Annotated in this window: 16 protein-coding genes; 12 read left to right on the top strand and 4 right to left on the bottom strand. The window is 63.1% G+C overall.

The features are described 5' to 3' along the window. A partial coding sequence (locus VA602_RS11480) for an AraC family transcriptional regulator ligand-binding domain-containing protein (RefSeq protein WP_323453253.1) occupies positions 1 to 370 on the bottom strand: 370 nt, incomplete at its 3' end. Between the two features lie 166 nt (positions 371 to 536). Then, complete coding sequence (gene aspA, locus VA602_RS11475; protein ID WP_054892966.1) at positions 537 to 1,961, bottom strand: aspartate ammonia-lyase; 1,425 nt, start codon at positions 1,959 to 1,961, stop codon at positions 537 to 539. A gap of 181 nt (positions 1,962 to 2,142) precedes the next feature. Between aspA and VA602_RS11470 the strand changes: the two genes are divergently transcribed. The 5 genes from VA602_RS11470 to VA602_RS11450 all read left to right on the top strand — a co-directional run bounded on the left by VA602_RS11470 (position 2,143) and on the right by VA602_RS11450 (position 5,765). Continuing rightward, positions 2,143 to 3,084, top strand: a complete 942-nt coding sequence (locus VA602_RS11470) for a LysR substrate-binding domain-containing protein (protein ID WP_054892965.1) — start codon at positions 2,143 to 2,145, stop codon at positions 3,082 to 3,084. Positions 3,085 to 3,256: 172 nt separating this feature from the next. Continuing rightward, positions 3,257 to 3,748, top strand: coding sequence for a 5-(carboxyamino)imidazole ribonucleotide mutase (gene purE, locus VA602_RS11465; RefSeq protein WP_054892964.1), 492 nt, complete (start codon positions 3,257 to 3,259; stop codon positions 3,746 to 3,748). A gap of 10 nt (positions 3,749 to 3,758) precedes the next feature. Continuing rightward, positions 3,759 to 4,841, top strand: coding sequence for a 5-(carboxyamino)imidazole ribonucleotide synthase (locus VA602_RS11460; RefSeq protein WP_065864617.1), 1,083 nt, complete (start codon positions 3,759 to 3,761; stop codon positions 4,839 to 4,841). A gap of 96 nt (positions 4,842 to 4,937) precedes the next feature. Beyond that, positions 4,938 to 5,183 (top strand): GlsB/YeaQ/YmgE family stress response membrane protein, encoded by a 246-nt coding sequence (locus tag VA602_RS11455; RefSeq protein ID WP_054892962.1) that lies wholly within the window; start codon positions 4,938 to 4,940, stop codon positions 5,181 to 5,183. A gap of 48 nt (positions 5,184 to 5,231) precedes the next feature. Beyond that, the gene (locus tag VA602_RS11450; RefSeq protein ID WP_162714440.1) at positions 5,232 to 5,765 is read left to right on the top strand and encodes a DUF3299 domain-containing protein; all 534 of its coding nucleotides are present in this window, start codon (positions 5,232 to 5,234) and stop codon (positions 5,763 to 5,765) included. A 40-nt stretch (positions 5,766 to 5,805) separates the two neighbouring features. On the opposite strand, the gene VA602_RS11445 is transcribed toward VA602_RS11450, so the two are convergent. Then, complete coding sequence (locus tag VA602_RS11445; protein WP_323453252.1) at positions 5,806 to 6,702, bottom strand: D-hexose-6-phosphate mutarotase; 897 nt, start codon at positions 6,700 to 6,702, stop codon at positions 5,806 to 5,808. Between the two features lie 72 nt (positions 6,703 to 6,774). Then, positions 6,775 to 7,173, bottom strand: a complete 399-nt coding sequence (locus VA602_RS11440; protein ID WP_003253317.1) for an acyl-CoA thioesterase — start codon at positions 7,171 to 7,173, stop codon at positions 6,775 to 6,777. 356 nt (positions 7,174 to 7,529) lie between these two features. Here VA602_RS11440 and VA602_RS11435 point away from each other — a divergent pair, with 356 nt between their 5' ends. The 7 genes from VA602_RS11435 to VA602_RS11405 all read left to right on the top strand — a co-directional run. Beyond that, positions 7,530 to 8,819, top strand: coding sequence for an MFS transporter (locus VA602_RS11435; RefSeq protein ID WP_323453251.1), 1,290 nt, complete (start codon positions 7,530 to 7,532; stop codon positions 8,817 to 8,819). A gap of 153 nt (positions 8,820 to 8,972) precedes the next feature. Next, complete coding sequence (locus VA602_RS11430) at positions 8,973 to 9,953, top strand: phosphate ABC transporter substrate-binding protein PstS (RefSeq protein WP_054892958.1); 981 nt, start codon at positions 8,973 to 8,975, stop codon at positions 9,951 to 9,953. Between the two features lie 144 nt (positions 9,954 to 10,097). Then, on the top strand, positions 10,098 to 12,386 hold the full coding sequence (locus VA602_RS11425; protein WP_197891695.1) for an ABC transporter permease subunit: 2,289 nt from the start codon (positions 10,098 to 10,100) through the stop codon (positions 12,384 to 12,386). Between the two features lie 17 nt (positions 12,387 to 12,403). Next, complete coding sequence (gene pstA, locus VA602_RS11420) at positions 12,404 to 14,074, top strand: phosphate ABC transporter permease PstA (protein ID WP_151925842.1); 1,671 nt, start codon at positions 12,404 to 12,406, stop codon at positions 14,072 to 14,074. A gap of 72 nt (positions 14,075 to 14,146) precedes the next feature. After that, positions 14,147 to 14,980 (top strand): phosphate ABC transporter ATP-binding protein PstB, encoded by an 834-nt coding sequence (gene pstB, locus VA602_RS11415; RefSeq protein WP_054892955.1) that lies wholly within the window; start codon positions 14,147 to 14,149, stop codon positions 14,978 to 14,980. Between the two features lie 61 nt (positions 14,981 to 15,041). Then, positions 15,042 to 15,812, top strand: a complete 771-nt coding sequence (gene phoU / locus VA602_RS11410; RefSeq protein ID WP_323453250.1) for a phosphate signaling complex protein PhoU — start codon at positions 15,042 to 15,044, stop codon at positions 15,810 to 15,812. 162 nt (positions 15,813 to 15,974) lie between these two features. Beyond that, the coding region (locus tag VA602_RS11405; RefSeq protein WP_323453249.1) for a response regulator at positions 15,975 to 16,166 on the top strand (192 nt) is incomplete at its 3' end.

Here is a 16,166-nt window from a genome sequence, read left to right as displayed (position 1 = left end):
TCAGCCAGACACGCTGGCCATCGTCGACCAGGCGCAACTGGAAGATTGTTCCCAGCAGTGCCGGATAACGCAGCGCCAGGCGCAGGGCGTCACCCAAAGTGGCACTCGAGAGCAAGGCGTAACCGAGCATGCCGTAGCACGACACATGCATCCGCCGCCCCAGCTCCAGGCCGATCTCCTCGCGTCGGGCGACTGCATTGGCACACACCTGCAGCTCTTGCTGGGTGGTGATGCGCGCATCGGGATGGCCCAGGTCTGCCGGGCCTATGCCGCTGCCGGCGAGCAGTTGCGAGGCGGTACAGCCCTCTTCCTGGAAGACGTTGAGAATCAACGAAACCGCGTTGAGGGTGGTGAGGTGGCTGTGCAGCATGCTCGGCATCCCGTGGGGGTGAGGGGCATTATCGAGCAAGGAGTGTGCCGGGAACCGTTTGCCGGTGCTGGGCATAAAAAAAGGGCCCGGAGCGTGCGCTCGGGCCCTTGAAAGGTTGAGAGGTGTCTAGTCCCTCGACCTGGTGAGACAGGTTGCAGCGGTCGGGTTACGCCTTCAGCGGAACCAGACGTGGAGCGATCATGTTTTCCGGACGCAGGATGTCGTTGAGCATCGCTTCGTCCAGCAGCTTCTCTTCGCGCACCAGTTCCAGCACGCCGCGGCCGGTTTCCAGGGCGACGCGGGCGATACGGGTGGCGTTTTCGTAGCCGATGTATGGGTTCAAGGCGGTGACCAGGCCGATCGAGTGCTCGACCAGTTCACGGCAGCGCTGTTCGTTGGCAGTGATACCGACGATGCAGTGCTCGCGCAGCATGTCCATGGCGCGCTGCAGCAGGCGGATCGAGTCGAAGATCTTGTAGGCGATCAGCGGTTCCATCACGTTCAGCTGCAGCTGGCCACCTTCGGCGGCGACGGTCAGGGCCAGGTCGTTGCCCATGATGGCGAAGGCGACTTGGTTGACCGCTTCCGGGATCACCGGGTTGACCTTGCCTGGCATGATCGAGCTGCCTGGCTGGCGCGCCGGCAGGTTGATCTCGTTGATGCCGGTGCGCGGGCCGCTGGACAGCAGGCGCAGGTCGTTGCAGATCTTCGACAGCTTGACCGCGGTGCGCTTGAGCATGCCGGAGAACAGCACGAAGGCGCCCATGTCGGAGGTGGCTTCGATCAGGTCGGCCGCCGGAACCAGCGGCTGGCCGCTGATGGCTGCCAGGCGTTGTACCGCCAGGGCCTGGTAGCCCGGGTCGGCGTTGATGCCGGTGCCGATGGCGGTGCCGCCCAGGTTGATTTCGGTGAGCAGTTCCGGCGCCAGCGAACGCAGACGGTTGAGGTCTTCGGTCATGGTGGTGGCGAAGGCACGGAATTCCTGGCCCAGGGTCATCGGCACGGCGTCCTGCAGCTGGGTACGGCCCATCTTCAGTACGTGGCTGAACTCTTCACCTTTGGCAGCGAAAGCCTGGATCAGGCTGTCGAGGCTGGCCAGCAGGGCGTCGTGGCCCAGCAGCAGGCCGAGGCGGATGGCGGTCGGGTAGGCGTCGTTGGTCGACTGCGCCATGTTCACATCGTTGTTCGGGTGCAGGTACTGGTACTCACCCTTCTGGTGACCCATGGCCTCCAGTGCGATGTTGGCGATGACCTCGTTGGCGTTCATGTTGGTAGAAGTACCAGCACCGCCCTGGATCATGTCCACCACGAACTGCTCGTGGAAGTCGCCACGGATCAGGCGGGCACAGGCCTCGCTGATGGCGGCGTGCTTGGCATCGCTCAGGTGCCCCAGCTCACGGTTGGCGTCAGCAGCGGCCTGCTTGACCATCGCCAGGCCGACTACCAGTTTCGGGTAGTGCGACAGCGGAACGCCGGAGAGGTGGAAGTTGTTGGCAGCGCGCAGAGTCTGGATGCCGTAGTAGGCATCGGCAGGGACTTCAAGGGTACCAAGCAGGTCTTTTTCGACGCGGAACGATGCAGCGGAGGACATGACGGATATCATCTCGATTTAAACCCGGCACCTGCCGGAATGCCGCCAATCCTAGGCCTCGGCAGATTTTGCGGCCAATGCTGTTAGACGCTAACCTATGCACAAACGGCATACGGTTTGATGTGACGCCGATTGACAATCGAGCGTGTTCCATTTTGGTGCACGCCTGCGGAGCTTCTCGATGAACCTTGAAAGCAAGTGGCTGGAAGACTTCAGTGCTCTGGCCTCCACACGCAGTTTTTCCCAGGCGGCGGAGCGCCGTTTCGTGACGCAGCCGGCCTTCAGCCGACGCATCCGCAGCTTGGAAGCCGCATTAGGGCTGACCTTGGTGAATCGTTCCCGCACGCCCATCGAGCTGACAGAGGCAGGCCAGCTTTTTCTGGTCACAGCACGGACCGTTGTCGACCAGTTGAGCGAAGTTCTCCGCCATTTACATCATCTGGAAGGTGGTCAGGGCGAGGTGGTCCAGGTCGCGGCGGCGCACTCGCTGGCGTCCGGCTTCTTCCCGCGCTGGGTGGCCCAATTGCGCAACGACGGCATGAACATCGCCACCCGTCTGGTGGCCACCAACGTGGGCGATGCAGTGCATGCCTTGAGGGAAGGTGGCTGTGACCTGATGCTGGCCTTTTACGACCCTGATGCCGCCTTGCAAATGGATGCCGAGATCTTCCCGTCGTTGCACATGGGCACCACCGAAATGCTGCCAGTCTGTGCCGTCGGGGCCGATGGCAAGCCGCTGTTCGACCTGGAAGGCGAGGGCAGCGTGCCGCTCCTGGCCTACAGCGCCGGGGCATTCCTCGGGCGATCCGTCAGCCTGCTGCTGCGCCAGCGCAACCTGCGCTACACCACGGTGTACGAAACGGCGATGGCCGACAGTCTCAAGAGCATGGCGCTCGAAGGCATGGGTATCGCCTGGGTGCCGCGCCTGTCGATGCGCGGCGAGCTGGAGCGTGGCGAGCTGGCGATCTGCGGCTCCAGCCAGTGGCACGTGCCGCTGGAGATTCGCCTCTACCGCTGCGCCCTGGTGCGCAAGGCGAACGTGCGCCTGCTGTGGCGCAAGCTGGAAGGCGGAGCGCTGGCGGGCGCAGTTGACTCGAAAGTCAGTCAAAGCCCCGAAAAATAAGGCCGACAGTTGGTCGCCAGGGGTGCCTCGAATGCCTAACGTTACGGTATACTGCGCGGCCCCTCGACTGGATCGATCCGGTCATGATCAGCAAACAAGCCACGCCGGTCGTCCCGCGTGGCTTGTTGTTTTTTGACGGCGCCCAAGGGCGCACAAGCGAAGAGGCTCGACGATGAGTGCACTGGTTGGCGTGATCATGGGCTCCAAGTCCGATTGGTCCACCCTTAGCCACACCGCCGATATGCTGGAAAAACTCGGCATTCCCTACGAGGTGAAGGTGGTGTCCGCCCACCGCACCCCGGACCTGCTGTTCCAGTACGCCGAAGAGGCCGAAGGCCGCGGCATCGAGGTGATCATCGCCGGCGCCGGCGGCGCTGCGCACCTGCCGGGCATGTGCGCCGCCAAGACGCACCTGCCGGTGCTGGGCGTACCTGTGCAGTCCTCGATGCTGTCGGGTGTCGATTCACTGCTGTCGATCGTGCAGATGCCAGCCGGCATCCCGGTTGCCACCCTGGCCATCGGCAAGGCTGGCGCGATCAACGCCGCGCTGCTGTCGGCAAGCATCCTGGGCGCCAAGCACCCGCAGTACCACGCGGCGCTCAAGCAGTTCCGCGCGGAGCAGACCGAAACCGTCCTGGACAACCCGGACCCCCGCCAGGCTTGAGGCTGACGACATGAAGATCGGTGTAATCGGTGGCGGCCAACTGGGTCGCATGCTGGCCTTGGCGGGCACTCCGCTGGGCATGAACTTCGCCTTCCTCGACCCGGCACCGGACGCCTGCGCCGCTCCTCTGGGCGAGCACCTGCGTGCCGACTATGGCGACCAGGACCACCTGCGCCAACTGGCCGACGAAGTCGACCTGGTGACCTTCGAGTTCGAGAGCGTCCCCGCGGAAACCGTGGCCTTCCTGTCGCAGTTCGTGCCGGTCTACCCAAGCGCCGAAGCCCTGCGCATCGCGCGCGATCGCCTGTTCGAGAAGAGCATGTTCCGCGACCTGGGCATTCCAACCCCGGCCTTCGCCGACATCCTTTCGCAGGACGACCTCGACGCGGCAGTGGCCAGCATCGGCCTGCCGGCCGTGCTCAAGACCCGCACCCTGGGTTATGACGGCAAGGGCCAGAAGGTCCTGCGCAAGCCAGAGGACGTGGTCGGCACCTTCGCCGAGCTGGGCAGCGTCCCTTGCCTGCTGGAAGGCTTCGTGCCGTTCACCGGCGAAGTCTCGCTGGTTGCCGTGCGAGCCCGCGATGGCGAGACGCGCTTCTATCCGCTGGTGCACAACACCCATGACAGCGGCATCCTGCGCCTGTCGGTGGCAAGCGATGCGCATCCACTGCAGGCGCTGGCTGAGGATTACGTCGGCCGTGTGCTGCACAAGCTCGACTATGTTGGCGTAATGGCGTTCGAGTTCTTCGAGGTCGACGGTGGCCTCAAGGCCAACGAGATCGCCCCCCGCGTGCACAACTCCGGGCACTGGACCATCGAGGGCGCCGAGTGCAGCCAGTTCGAGAACCACCTGCGGGCCGTCGCCGGTCTGCCGCTGGGCTCGACGGCCAAGGTCGGCGAGAGCGCCATGCTCAACTTCATCGGCGAAGTGCCTGCGGTCGACAAGGTCGTGGCCATCGACGACTGCCACCTGCATCACTATGGCAAGGCGTTCAAGGTGGGGCGCAAGGTCGGTCACGCCACCCTGCGCTGCAAGGACATGGTCACGCTCAAGGCCAAGATCGCCGAAGTAGAGGCGTTGATCGTCGGCTGATCGAACTTCTGCCTGCTGCAGGCCCTCTGAGATGGCAACACGCCAAAGCGCTGTCTAGGCTTTGGCGTGTTCCATCTTCACTGCAGAGGGATTGCCATGGGCATCATCGGAACCATCTTCATCGGCCTGATCGTCGGCTTGCTGGCGCGTTTCCTGAAACCCGGGGACGACAGCATGGGCTGGATCATGACCATTCTGCTCGGCATCGCCGGCTCCCTGGTGGCCACCTATGGTGGGCAGGCCCTGGGTATCTACCAGGCCGGACAGGCGGCGGGCTTCTTCGGTGCCCTGGTTGGCGCCATCGTGCTGCTGGTGATCTACGGATTCATCAAGAAGCGCTGAACACAGGCTAGAATGCGCGGCAATTCACTTGAGTTGCCGAGCATTGCCATGCGTGCGTTATTCCTTCTTCCCTTGTTGCTGGCCAGCACCCTGGCCCATGCCGAGCTGCCCGAAACCGACTGGCTGGAGTTGATGCCCAAGTCGGACCAGAAGGCTCTCGAACAGATGCCCGAGATCGATCACAACTCCCCCGAAGCCATGGGCACCTTCACCGCCAAGGGCGGCCTGAAGCAAAGCCAGGGCCTGCCGGCGGTGATGTATTCGACCAAGACCGTGGCGGCCATGAACGGCAAGCAGATCCGCCTGGGTGGCTATCCTGTGCCGCTGGAGAGCGATGCCAAGGGCAACAGCACCTTGTTCTTCCTCGTGCCTTATCCTGGGGCCTGCATCCACGTGCCGCCGCCTCCGCCGAACCAGCTGGTGCTGGTGCGCTACCCGAAAGGGCTGAAGATCGCCGATATCTACACGCCGCTGTGGGTGACCGGTACGCTGAAGATCGAGAAGGTCAGCAATGACCTGGCCGATGCGGCCTATGCGCTGGACGCGGGGAAGGTGAGGGTGGTCGAGGACGCCGATCTTTGAGCCCGACCCGCTCCTACGGACAGCGCGGTGTCCTGTCGAATCAGAGCGCTTCGCGGCCAATCACCACCCGCAGCACATGGCTGGCTCCAGGCTTGAGCTCCACCACGTCATCCCACACATTCGCCGTCTCCACGCACAGCATCCGCTGCCAGCCGTCGTCGGCCATGTCGGGCAGCTCGCGGGCGCGGTCGGTCCAGGGGTTCCAGATCACTGCACTGCGTGAGCCGGTGGCGTGCAAGGTGATGCGCCGCTTCCATTGTGGGTCGACGATCGCCAGGCGCTCGGGAGCGTTCAAGTAGATGCGGTCGGTCTCGCTGGCAAAGCCCAGCTTGCCTTGCTGGGTGCGCTGCTCCCAGCCCTCCAGGGTCTCGATGTAGGGCAGCCCCTCGACGCCTTCCACGTGCACCTGGCGTACATCGCTGACGGCAAAGTAGCTGTGCAGTGCCTGGCTGAGCGTGACGCTGGCATCGCCCAGGTTGCGGCTGCAAAGCGAAACGTGCAGTTGTTCGCCGAGCTCTATCAGCAGGCGCAGCTCGACCTTGTGTGGCCAGTCTGGCAGTTGGCCCTGAGCCTCGGGCAGGTCGAACTCGATACGCAGGTTTTCACCGACTTCCTCGACGCCAAGCAACTGCCAGTCGCGTCCGCGCGCCAGGCCGTGGGCCGGTGCCTCGCTGCCGTGGTACATGGCCTTGACCGAATCGGGATTGCGCTGGAAGTTGCTGAACCATGGCCAGCATACCGGCACACCGGCGCGTACCGACTTGCCCTGGCGGAAGATCGCCTGGTCACTGAGCCACAGCAGGGGTTCGTCACCGATGGGCTGGTAGCTGAGAATCTGCGCGCCCTGCTGGGCGATGAGGAGTTCGGCATGCCGGCTGGTGATGCGCCAGCAGTTGAGTTCGCCGTGTTGCTCGGTGTCGACCTTGAAGGTTGCCATGCGCTCGTCTCGTTGATTGCAGGTGAGGCCGTTGGACCTCGAAGCCTGCAACGAGTTTACCGCGCGCCGGGCTCAGCGACGAGGTACGGAGCGGGTGCGGCCACTGCCGTCGATGGCCACGAAAACGAACACCGCCTCGGTGACTTTGCGCCATTCGCTGGACAGCGGGTCGTCGCTCCAGACCTCGACCATCATCTGGATCGAGCTGCGGCCGATCTCCAGGGTCTGCGTATAGAAGGACAGTTGCGCGCCCACGGCCACCGGCACCAGGAATGCCATGCGATCGATCGCCACGGTGGCCACACGGCCGCCAGCCACGCGGCTGGCCATGGCAGTACCGGCCAGGTCCATCTGGGCGACCAGCCAGCCGCCGAAGATATCGCCGAAGCCATTGGTTTCGCGCGGTAGCGCGGTAATCTGAAGGGCCAGGTCGCCCTGCGGGATAGGATCTTCTTGTTCGAGCTCAATCATGCCGTGGGGCCTCTGACCCGTGACGCTTCGTTGGTTGGCGCGGTGACGGACGCCCTGAAAAACGATTCAGCCAGAAACATACTACGCTGATTTCGCTCCGGTTGGCGGCCAAAGGGAAACTCTGCGAAACCGCCTGCACATAATGACCGGCGTTTTCGCACAACATCCCACATCGTAAACAACCTTTTCCTACGAAGAGCGCAGTATATAGACGGTATCGGCCAGCGACGACCGCACATTGGTGAATATCTGTAGAGTTTTTGTACCTCTATGAGCCATGCGCGGCAATTTGTTATCTTGCCCACTCCCGCGCCACAAGCCGCAGCACAAGCGGCCTGCCTTATAAGAGAACATCCATGACCTCCGTGCCGAGCAGTATCGAGCAGCCCTCGCGGCCGCTGACCCGCAGTGACTACAAGACCCTCTCACTGTCCGCCCTGGGCGGAGCTCTGGAGTTCTACGACTTCATCATCTTCGTGTTCTTCGCCACCGTGGTGGGCAAGCTGTTCGTCCCCGCCGACATGCCCGAATGGCTGCGCCTGATGCAGACCTTCGGCATCTTTGCCGCAGGTTATCTGGCGCGCCCGCTGGGTGGCATCATCATGGCGCACTTTGGTGACCTGCTCGGGCGCAAGAAGATGTTCACCCTGAGCATCTTCATGATGGCCTTGCCCACCCTGATCATGGGCCTGCTGCCGACTTATGCACAGGTCGGCCTGTGGGCGCCGATCCTGCTGCTGTTGATGCGGGTGGTGCAGGGCGCTGCCATCGGTGGCGAGGTGCCGGGCGCCTGGGTGTTCGTCTCCGAGCACGTACCGGAGCGCAATACCGGCTATGCCTGCGGCACCCTGACTGCTGGCCTGACTGCCGGCATCCTGCTGGGGTCGCTGGTGGCAACCCTGATCAACACCGTCTACAGCCCTGAAGAGGTGGCCGACTACGCCTGGCGGATCCCCTTCCTGCTCGGCGGTGTGTTCGGCCTGTTCGCCGTGTACCTGCGTCGTTGGCTGCACGAGACACCGGTGTTCGCCGAGATGCAGCAGCGCAAGGCGCTGGCCGAAGAGCTGCCGCTGCGTGCGGTACTGCGCGACCACCGTGGCGCGATCATCCTGTCGATGCTGCTGACCTGGTTGCTGTCGGCGGGCATCGTGGTGGTGATCCTGATGACCCCGGCGCTGCTGCAGAGCCTCTATCACGTCAGCCCCACCGATTCGCTCAAGGCCAACAGCCTGGCCATCGTCCTGCTCAGCCTGGGGTGCATCGGCGCCGGCAGCCTGGCTGACCGCTTCGGTGCAGGGCGGGTGTTCGTGATTGGCAGCCTGGCGCTGCTGGCTTCGTCCTGGGCGTTCTACCACAGCCTGCCGACCCGGCCTGACCTGCTGTTCCCGCTGTATGCCCTTACCGGGCTGTTCGTCGGTCTGGTCGGCGCGGTGCCTTATGTGATGGTCAAGGCCTTCCCGGCGGTGGTGCGCTTCAGCGGGCTGTCGTTCTCCTACAACGTCGCCTACGCCATTTTCGGAGGCCTGACCCCGATGGTGGTAACCGCCCTGCTCAAATTCAGCCCGATGGCACCGGCCTACTATGTGGCTGGCCTGTGCGCTGTAGGGCTGCTGGTTGGGGTGTACCTGCTGATCAACAAGCGCTGAGTCGGTTTCCTGCGGCACCCGAAAGGCCATCCTCGGCAGCGATGATGGCCTTTCATCCATTTGTCACAATTAGGTCATATCGTGTTCATGCGGCCTGCCGATACTGGGCCCCGTTCCATCCAACACACCCAATATTCCTGCTAGGAGCAAGGCATGAAACTGAAGCGTTTGATGGCGGCCCTGACCTTTGCCGCCGCTGGCGTCGCTGCCGCCAACGCGGTCGCCGCTGTCGACCCTGCTATCCCGACCTACACCAAGACCACTGGCGTATCGGGCAACCTCTCCAGCGTCGGTTCCGACACTCTCGCGAACCTGATGACTCTGTGGGCCGAGGCCTACAAGAAGGAATATCCGAACGTAAACATCCAGATCCAGGCTGCCGGCTCGTCCACCGCGCCGCCCGCGCTGACCGAAGGCACCGCCAACCTGGGCCCGATGAGCCGCAAGATGAAGGACGTCGAGCTGCAGGCCTTCGAGCAGAAGTACGGCTACAAGCCGACCGCTATCCCGGTCGCTGTCGACGCCCTGGCCGTGTTCGTGCACAAGGACAACCCGATCAAGGGCCTGACCATGGCTCAGGTCGACGCCATCTTCTCCTCCACCCGCCTGTGCGGTGGCAAAGCCGAGATCAAGACCTGGGGTGACGTCGGCGTGACCGGCGACCTGGCCAACAAGCCAATCCAGCTGTTTGGCCGCAACTCGGTATCGGGCACCTACGGCTACTTCAAGGAAGAAGCCCTGTGCAAAGGCGACTTCAAGCCTAACGTCAACGAACAACCTGGCTCGGCTTCGGTCGTGCAGTCGATCAGCTCCTCGCTGAACGGCATCGGCTACTCGGGTATCGGTTACAAGACCGCCAGCGTCAAGACCGTAGCCCTGGCCAAGAAGGAAGGCGGCGAGTTCATCGAAGATAACGAAGCCAACGCCCTGAACGGTACCTACCCGCTGTCGCGCTTCCTGTACGTGTACGTCAACAAGGCACCGAACAAGCCTCTGGCACCGCTGGAAGCCGAGTTCGTGAAGCTGGTCCTGTCGCAGGCAGGCCAGCAGGTCGTGGTGAAGGATGGCTACATCCCGCTGCCGGCCAAAGTGGTCGAGAAGACCCTGGGTGACCTGGGTCTGTCCCACAAGTAAGACGTGTTGCCCGGAAGGGGGCGGCCAGTCGGTCGGCCCCTTCCACGACTTTCTCCAGTCCGAAGCCAGGTCTCCTGAGCGGCGGGCTTTTTTGCGTCACTACACTGTCATGTTTCTGTCATACGGGACCGCTAGGGTGTGCGCATGAATGATCTGGCCAATTCCACAATGACCCCAAATTCCCCTCCCGTGCGCATTGATTTCAATACGCCCGAGCTGCAACGCAAGCGCCGCATGCGCGCGTTGAAGGACCGCCTGACCCGCTGGTATGTCCTGGTGGGCGGGCTTGCCGTATTGGCAGCCATTACCTTGATCTTCTTCTATCTGGCCTACGTGGTGCTGCCGCTGTTCCAGGGCGCCGAGCTGACCAGCAAGAAAGCCCTTGAGCCGACCTGGTTGCAGCAGGATGCCGGCAAGCCGCTGATGATCGCCCTCGAGGAGCAGAACCTCGTGGGCATGCGCGTTTCCGACAAGGGCCAGGCGCTGTTCTTCGATACCAAGACCGGTGCCGAGATCAAGCGCGTCGACCTGCCGCTGCCGGCGGGCACCACGGTCAGTTCGATCGGCACCGACCAGCCGGGCAGTCCGCTGGTGGTGCTGGGGTTGTCCAATGGCCAGGCGCTGGTGTTCCACCACACCTACAAGATCACCTATCCGGACAACAAGAAGACCATCAATGCGGGTATCGACTACCCCTATGGTCAGGATCCTTTCGCCCTCGACGAACAGGGTCGTGCGCTGGAGCACGTGAGCGTCAACCTCAATGGCGACACCCTGCTGTTGGCCGGCTCCACCGGCGCGCAACTGCAGGTGATCGAGCTGTCGCGCACTGAAAACATGATGACTGGCGACGTCACCACCGAACAGAACCGCATCGCGCTGCCGCAGATGACCCAGACGGTGAAGAACATCTTCATCGACCCGCGCCAGCAGTGGTTGTACGTGGTCAACGGTCGCGCCACCGCCGATGTCTTCAGCCTGCGGGACAAGAGCCTCAACGGTCGCTACAAGCTGCTCGAAGATGGCAACGCCGAAATCACCGCCAGTGGCCAGTTGGTCGGTGGTATCTCGCTGATCTTCGGCGACTCCAAGGGTGGCCTGAGCCAGTGGTTCATGGCCCGCGACCCGGATGGCGAGTCGCGCTTCAAGCTGATCCGCAGCTTCCAGTTGGGCAAGGCACCGATCGCCCAGATCGATGCCGAGGAGCGTCGCAAGGGCTTCATCGCCCTGGACAACGACGGCAAGCTTGGTGTGTTCCACAGCACCGCGCACCGTACCCTGCTGGTCGAGCCGGTCGCCGACGGCGCCGGTGTGCTGGCCCTGTCGCCGCGCGCCAACCGCATCATGATCGAAGAAGGCGGCAAGCTGCTGCCACTGAGCCTGCGCAACCCGCACCCTGAAGTGTCCTTCAGCGCGCTGTGGGGCAAGGTCTGGTACGAGAACTACGACGAACCGAAGTACGTCTGGCAGTCGACCGCCTCCAACACCGATTTCGAACCCAAGCTGAGCCTGTCGCCGCTGACCTTCGGTACGCTCAAGGCCGCGTTCTACGCGATGATCCTGGCCGCACCCCTGGCCATTGCCGCGGCCATCTACACCGCCTATTTCATGGCCCCTGGCATGCGTCGCAAGGTCAAGCCGGTTATCGAGCTGATGGAAGCGATGCCGACGGTGATCCTCGGCTTTTTCGCCGGCCTGTTCCTGGCGCCGTATCTCGAAGGCCACCTGCCGGGCGTGTTCAGCCTGTTGCTGATCTTGCCGATCGGCATCCTGGTGGCGGGCTTCTCCTGGAGCCGCCTGCCAGAGTCGATCCGTCAGCGCGTCCCGGATGGCTGGGAGGCGGCGATCCTGATCCCGGTGATCCTGGCGATCGGCTGGTTCGCGCTGTCCATGAGCCCGTTCCTGGAGAGCTGGTTCTTCGGCGGCGACATGCGCCTGTGGATCAGCCACGACATGGGCATTACCTACGACCAGCGCAACGCCCTGGTGGTCGGTATCGCCATGGGCTTCGCAGTGATTCCGAACATCTACTCGATCGCCGAAGACGCCGTGTTCAGTGTGCCGCGCAGCCTCACCCTCGGCTCGCTGGCGCTGGGCGCGACGCCTTGGCAGACCCTGACCCGCGTGGTCATCCTCACCGCAAGCCCGGGCATCTTCTCGGCGCTGATGATCGGCATGGGCCGGGCGGTGGGCGAGACCATGATCGTGCTCATGGCCACCGGCAACACCCCGGTGATGGAACTGAACCTGTTCGAGGGCATGCGCACCCTGGCCGCCAACGTGGCCGTGGAAATGCCCGAATCGGAAGTCGGCGGCAGCCACTATCGTGTGCTGTTCCTCGCCGCGCTCGTGCTGCTGATGTTCACCTTCATCATGAACACCTTGGCCGAGCTGATTCGCCAGCGTCTGCGCAAGAAATACTCGTCGCTTTGATAGAAAGGTAGAGATCCGTGAAAAAGGATTCCCTCAAAGGCTGGTTCAAGAGCGGTGCGCCGGGCGTGTGGATCAGCGGTGGCGCGGTCGCCATGGCGGTGATCATGACCGTCGGCCTGCTCGCCGTGATCGCTGTGCGCGGCCTGGGCCACTTCTGGCCGGCCGACCTGATCCAGGCCACCTACAAGGTGCCTGGCCAGGCCGATCATGTGATCGTCGGCGAAGTGGTGCAGAAAGAAGAAGTCCCCCGCGAGCGCCTCAAGAGCGCCGGTCTGCCGGTACCTGACCAGGGGCCGGAGTTCATGACACGCGAGTTGGTCAAGGTCGGTAACCGCGACCTCAACGGCAGTGACTTCACCTGGCTGGTCGGCGAATGGCTGGTGGACCAGAGCAAGCCTGCCGACCTGATTGCCTTGGAGCGCCGCGAGTGGGGCAACTTCTATGGTTACCTGGTCAGCGTCAAGGAAGAAGGCCGTGTGGTCGCCGAAGGCCCGAGCGCCTGGAACGAACTGCAGAGCCGCCTCAAGCGCGCCAGCGACCTGAACGACCAACTGGTGTCGCTCGAGAAGAAAGACATCGGCTCCATCAACCACGGCCTCGAACGCCTGCGCCTGCACAGCCGCAAGCTGGAACTGCAGGGCAAGCTGGATGCGGCCGCCCAGGCCGATATCGAGTCTGAACGCGCAGAGCTGAACAGCCGCTACAAGACCATCGAGGAGCGCCTGACCGGCCTGCACCAGGCCTTCGCCCGCGACAGCCTAGTGGCCCGCGACGCCAACGGCCGCCAGGTGGAGATCAACCTGAGCAAGGTGGTGCATGCCATCCAGCCGAACGGCATGTCGGCGATGACCAAGATGGGCGCCTACTTCAGCAAGGTCTGGGAGTTCCTCAGCGACGACCCGCGTGAAGCGAACACCGAAGGCGGCATCTTCCCGGCCATCTTCGGCACGGTGATGATGACCCTGATCATGGCCGTGATCGTCACTCCCTTTGGCGTGCTGGCGGCGGTCTACCTGCGCGAATACGCCAGGCAAGGCCCGGTTACGCGGCTGATCCGCATCGCGGTGAACAACCTGGCCGGCGTGCCGGCGATCGTCTATGGCGTATTCGGTCTGGGCTTCTTCGTGTACGTGCTGGGTGGCTCGATCGACCGGCTGTTCTTCCCCGAATCGCTACCGGCGCCTACGCTGGGCACGCCAGGCTTGTTGTGGGCCTCGCTGACCCTGGCGCTGCTGGCGGTTCCTGTGGTGATCGTCGCCACTGAAGAAGGCCTGGCGCGGATTCCGCGTACCGTGCGCGAGGGCTCGCTGGCCCTGGGTGCGACCAAGGCCGAGACGCTGTGGAAAATCGTACTGCCGATGGCCAGCCCGGCCATGATGACCGGCATGATCCTCGCCGTGGCCCGCGCTGCCGGTGAAGTGGCGCCGCTGATGCTGGTGGGTGTGGTGAAACTGGCGCCATCGCTGCCGGTGGACGGCAACTACCCTTACCTGCACCTCGACCAGAAGATCATGCACCTGGGCTTCCACATCTACGACGTCGGCTTCCAGAGCCCCAACGTCGAGGCCGCGCGACCGCTGGTCTACGCCACGGCGCTGCTGCTGGTACTGGTGATCGCGACCCTCAACCTCTCGGCGGTGTGGATCCGTAACCACCTGCGCGAGAAGTACAAGGCGCTCGACAGCTGATCCTGATTGCAAGTGAGCCGCCCACGGTATGGGCGGCCCTTTGAAACGAATTGATAGCGTATGGAGTTGACCATGCAGCAAGAATCCCACTCCCACGGCATCGACATGTCGGCCCTGGGCCGCGACAAGCAGAGCCTGCGCCTGGCCGAAGAGACCGTGGCCATCGAAGTCCCGGGCCTGTCGCTGTTCTACGGCGACAAGCAGGCGCTGTTCGATGTACAGATGAACATCCCCAAACAGCGCGTGACCGCCTTCATTGGCCCGTCCGGCTGCGGCAAGTCCACGCTGCTGCGCACCTTCAACCGCATGAACGACCTGGTCGATGGTTGCCGCGTGGAAGGCGCCATCAACCTGTACGGCAACAACATCTACCGCAAGGGCGAAGATGTGGCCGAGTTGCGTCGCCGTGTCGGCATGGTGTTCCAGAAGCCCAACCCGTTCCCCAAGACCATCTACGAGAACGTGGTCTACGGCCTGCGTATCCAGGGTATCAACAAGAAGCGCGTGCTCGACGAAGCGGTCGAGTGGGCGCTCAAGGGCGCGGCGCTGTGGGATGAGGTCAAGGACCGCCTGCACGACTCGGCGCTGGGACTGTCCGGTGGTCAGCAGCAGCGTCTGGTGATCGCCCGTACCATCGCCGTAGAGCCCGAGGTCCTGCTGCTCGACGAGCCTTGCTCGGCACTGGACCCGATTTCCACGCTGAAGGTCGAAGAGCTGATCTACGAGCTGAAATCCAAGTACACCATCGTCATCGTGACCCACAACATGCAGCAGGCGGCGCGCGTCTCCGACTACACCGCTTTCATGTACATGGGCAAGCTGATCGAATTCGGTGATACCGACACGCTCTTCACCAATCCGGCGAAGAAGCAGACCGAAGACTACATTACCGGGCGTTACGGCTAGCAGCGTGGCAATTCGGCGCCCCGACAAGCCCGCTCCTACAGGATTCAGGGACTAGAGAACGATGATCAACAAAGAAAGCCTTACCCATCACATCTCCCAGCAGTTCAACGCCGAGCTCGAGGAAGTGCGCAGCCACCTGCTGGCGATGGGGGGCCTGGTCGAGAAGCAGGTCAACGATGCCGTGACTGCGCTGATCGAAGCCGATTCGGGCCTGGCCCAGCAGGTGCGTGAGGTCGATGAACAGATCAACCAGATGGAGCGCAACATCGACGAGGAATGCGTACGCATCCTCGCCCGTCGCCAGCCTGCGGCGTCCGACCTGCGTCTGATCATCAGCATCTCCAAGTCGGTGATCGACCTGGAGCGCATCGGTGACGAGTCGACCAAGATCGCCCGCCGCGCCATTCAGCTGTGCGAGGAAGGCGAGTCGCCCCGTGGCTACGTCGAAGTGCGTCACATCGGCGACCAGGTGCGCAACATGGTCCGCGATGCGCTGGACGCCTTCGCCCGTTTCGACGCCGAGCTGGCACTGTCGGTGGCCCAGTACGACAAGACCATCGACCGCGAATACAAGACCGCGCTGCGCGAGCTGGTCACCTACATGATGGAAGACCCCCGATCGATCTCGCGGGTATTGAGCGTCATCTGGGCCCTGCGCTCGCTGGAGCGTATCGGCGACCACGCCCGCAATATCTCGGAGCTGGTGATCTACTTGGTGCGTGGCACCGATGTACGCCACATGGGTCTCAAGCGCATGAAGGCCGAGGTCGAGGGCGACACTTCCGGCGCTACCGAAAAGGCTAATGTTCCGGGCGAATCGGACGATAAGTAATATTGCTCCCGAGCATCAACGCCCGGCCTCGTCCGGGCGTTTTCGTTTGTGGCAGATACAGCAGGCACCCGCGAACAGTCTTGAAACGTCCCGGCGTGACCAGTGGTTTGGCAAATTGCCATCAGTCGGCGGTATGCTAGTCGGGATTCAAGAGGAGTATCGATGAGTAAAGTCAATGTGCTGGTCGTGGACGATGCGCCGTTCATCCGCGACCTGGTGAGGAAGTGCCTGCGAAATGCCTTCCCGGGCATGGTCATCGAAGACGCGGTCAATGGCCGCAAGGCCATGGCCATGCTGAGCAAGGAACGTTTCGACCTGGTCCTGTGCGACTGGGAGATGCCGGAGATGTCCGGC

The sequence above is a fragment of the Pseudomonas machongensis genome (assembly GCF_034961125.1).
Classification (GTDB): domain Bacteria; phylum Pseudomonadota; class Gammaproteobacteria; order Pseudomonadales; family Pseudomonadaceae; genus Aquipseudomonas; species Aquipseudomonas machongensis.
This window is presented reverse-complemented; position numbering and strand designations above follow the sequence as displayed.

Excerpts from the sequence above, each read along its gene's own strand:
- aspA (WP_054892966.1), bottom strand. The coding sequence starts at position 1,961 with ATGTCCTCCGCTGCATCGTTCCGCGTCGAAAAAGACCTGCTTGGTACC.
- VA602_RS11470 (WP_054892965.1), top strand. The coding sequence starts at position 2,143 with ATGAACCTTGAAAGCAAGTGGCTGGAAGACTTCAGTGCTCTGGCCTCC.
- purE (WP_054892964.1), top strand. The coding sequence starts at position 3,257 with ATGAGTGCACTGGTTGGCGTGATCATGGGCTCCAAGTCCGATTGGTCC.
- VA602_RS11460 (WP_065864617.1), top strand. The coding sequence starts at position 3,759 with ATGAAGATCGGTGTAATCGGTGGCGGCCAACTGGGTCGCATGCTGGCC.
- VA602_RS11455 (WP_054892962.1), top strand. The coding sequence starts at position 4,938 with ATGGGCATCATCGGAACCATCTTCATCGGCCTGATCGTCGGCTTGCTG.
- VA602_RS11450 (WP_162714440.1), top strand. The coding sequence starts at position 5,232 with ATGCGTGCGTTATTCCTTCTTCCCTTGTTGCTGGCCAGCACCCTGGCC.
- VA602_RS11445 (WP_323453252.1), bottom strand. The coding sequence starts at position 6,702 with ATGGCAACCTTCAAGGTCGACACCGAGCAACACGGCGAACTCAACTGC.
- VA602_RS11440 (WP_003253317.1), bottom strand. The coding sequence starts at position 7,173 with ATGATTGAGCTCGAACAAGAAGATCCTATCCCGCAGGGCGACCTGGCC.
- VA602_RS11435 (WP_323453251.1), top strand. The coding sequence starts at position 7,530 with ATGACCTCCGTGCCGAGCAGTATCGAGCAGCCCTCGCGGCCGCTGACC.
- VA602_RS11430 (WP_054892958.1), top strand. The coding sequence starts at position 8,973 with ATGAAACTGAAGCGTTTGATGGCGGCCCTGACCTTTGCCGCCGCTGGC.
- VA602_RS11425 (WP_197891695.1), top strand. The coding sequence starts at position 10,098 with ATGAATGATCTGGCCAATTCCACAATGACCCCAAATTCCCCTCCCGTG.
- pstB (WP_054892955.1), top strand. The coding sequence starts at position 14,147 with ATGCAGCAAGAATCCCACTCCCACGGCATCGACATGTCGGCCCTGGGC.
- phoU (WP_323453250.1), top strand. The coding sequence starts at position 15,042 with ATGATCAACAAAGAAAGCCTTACCCATCACATCTCCCAGCAGTTCAAC.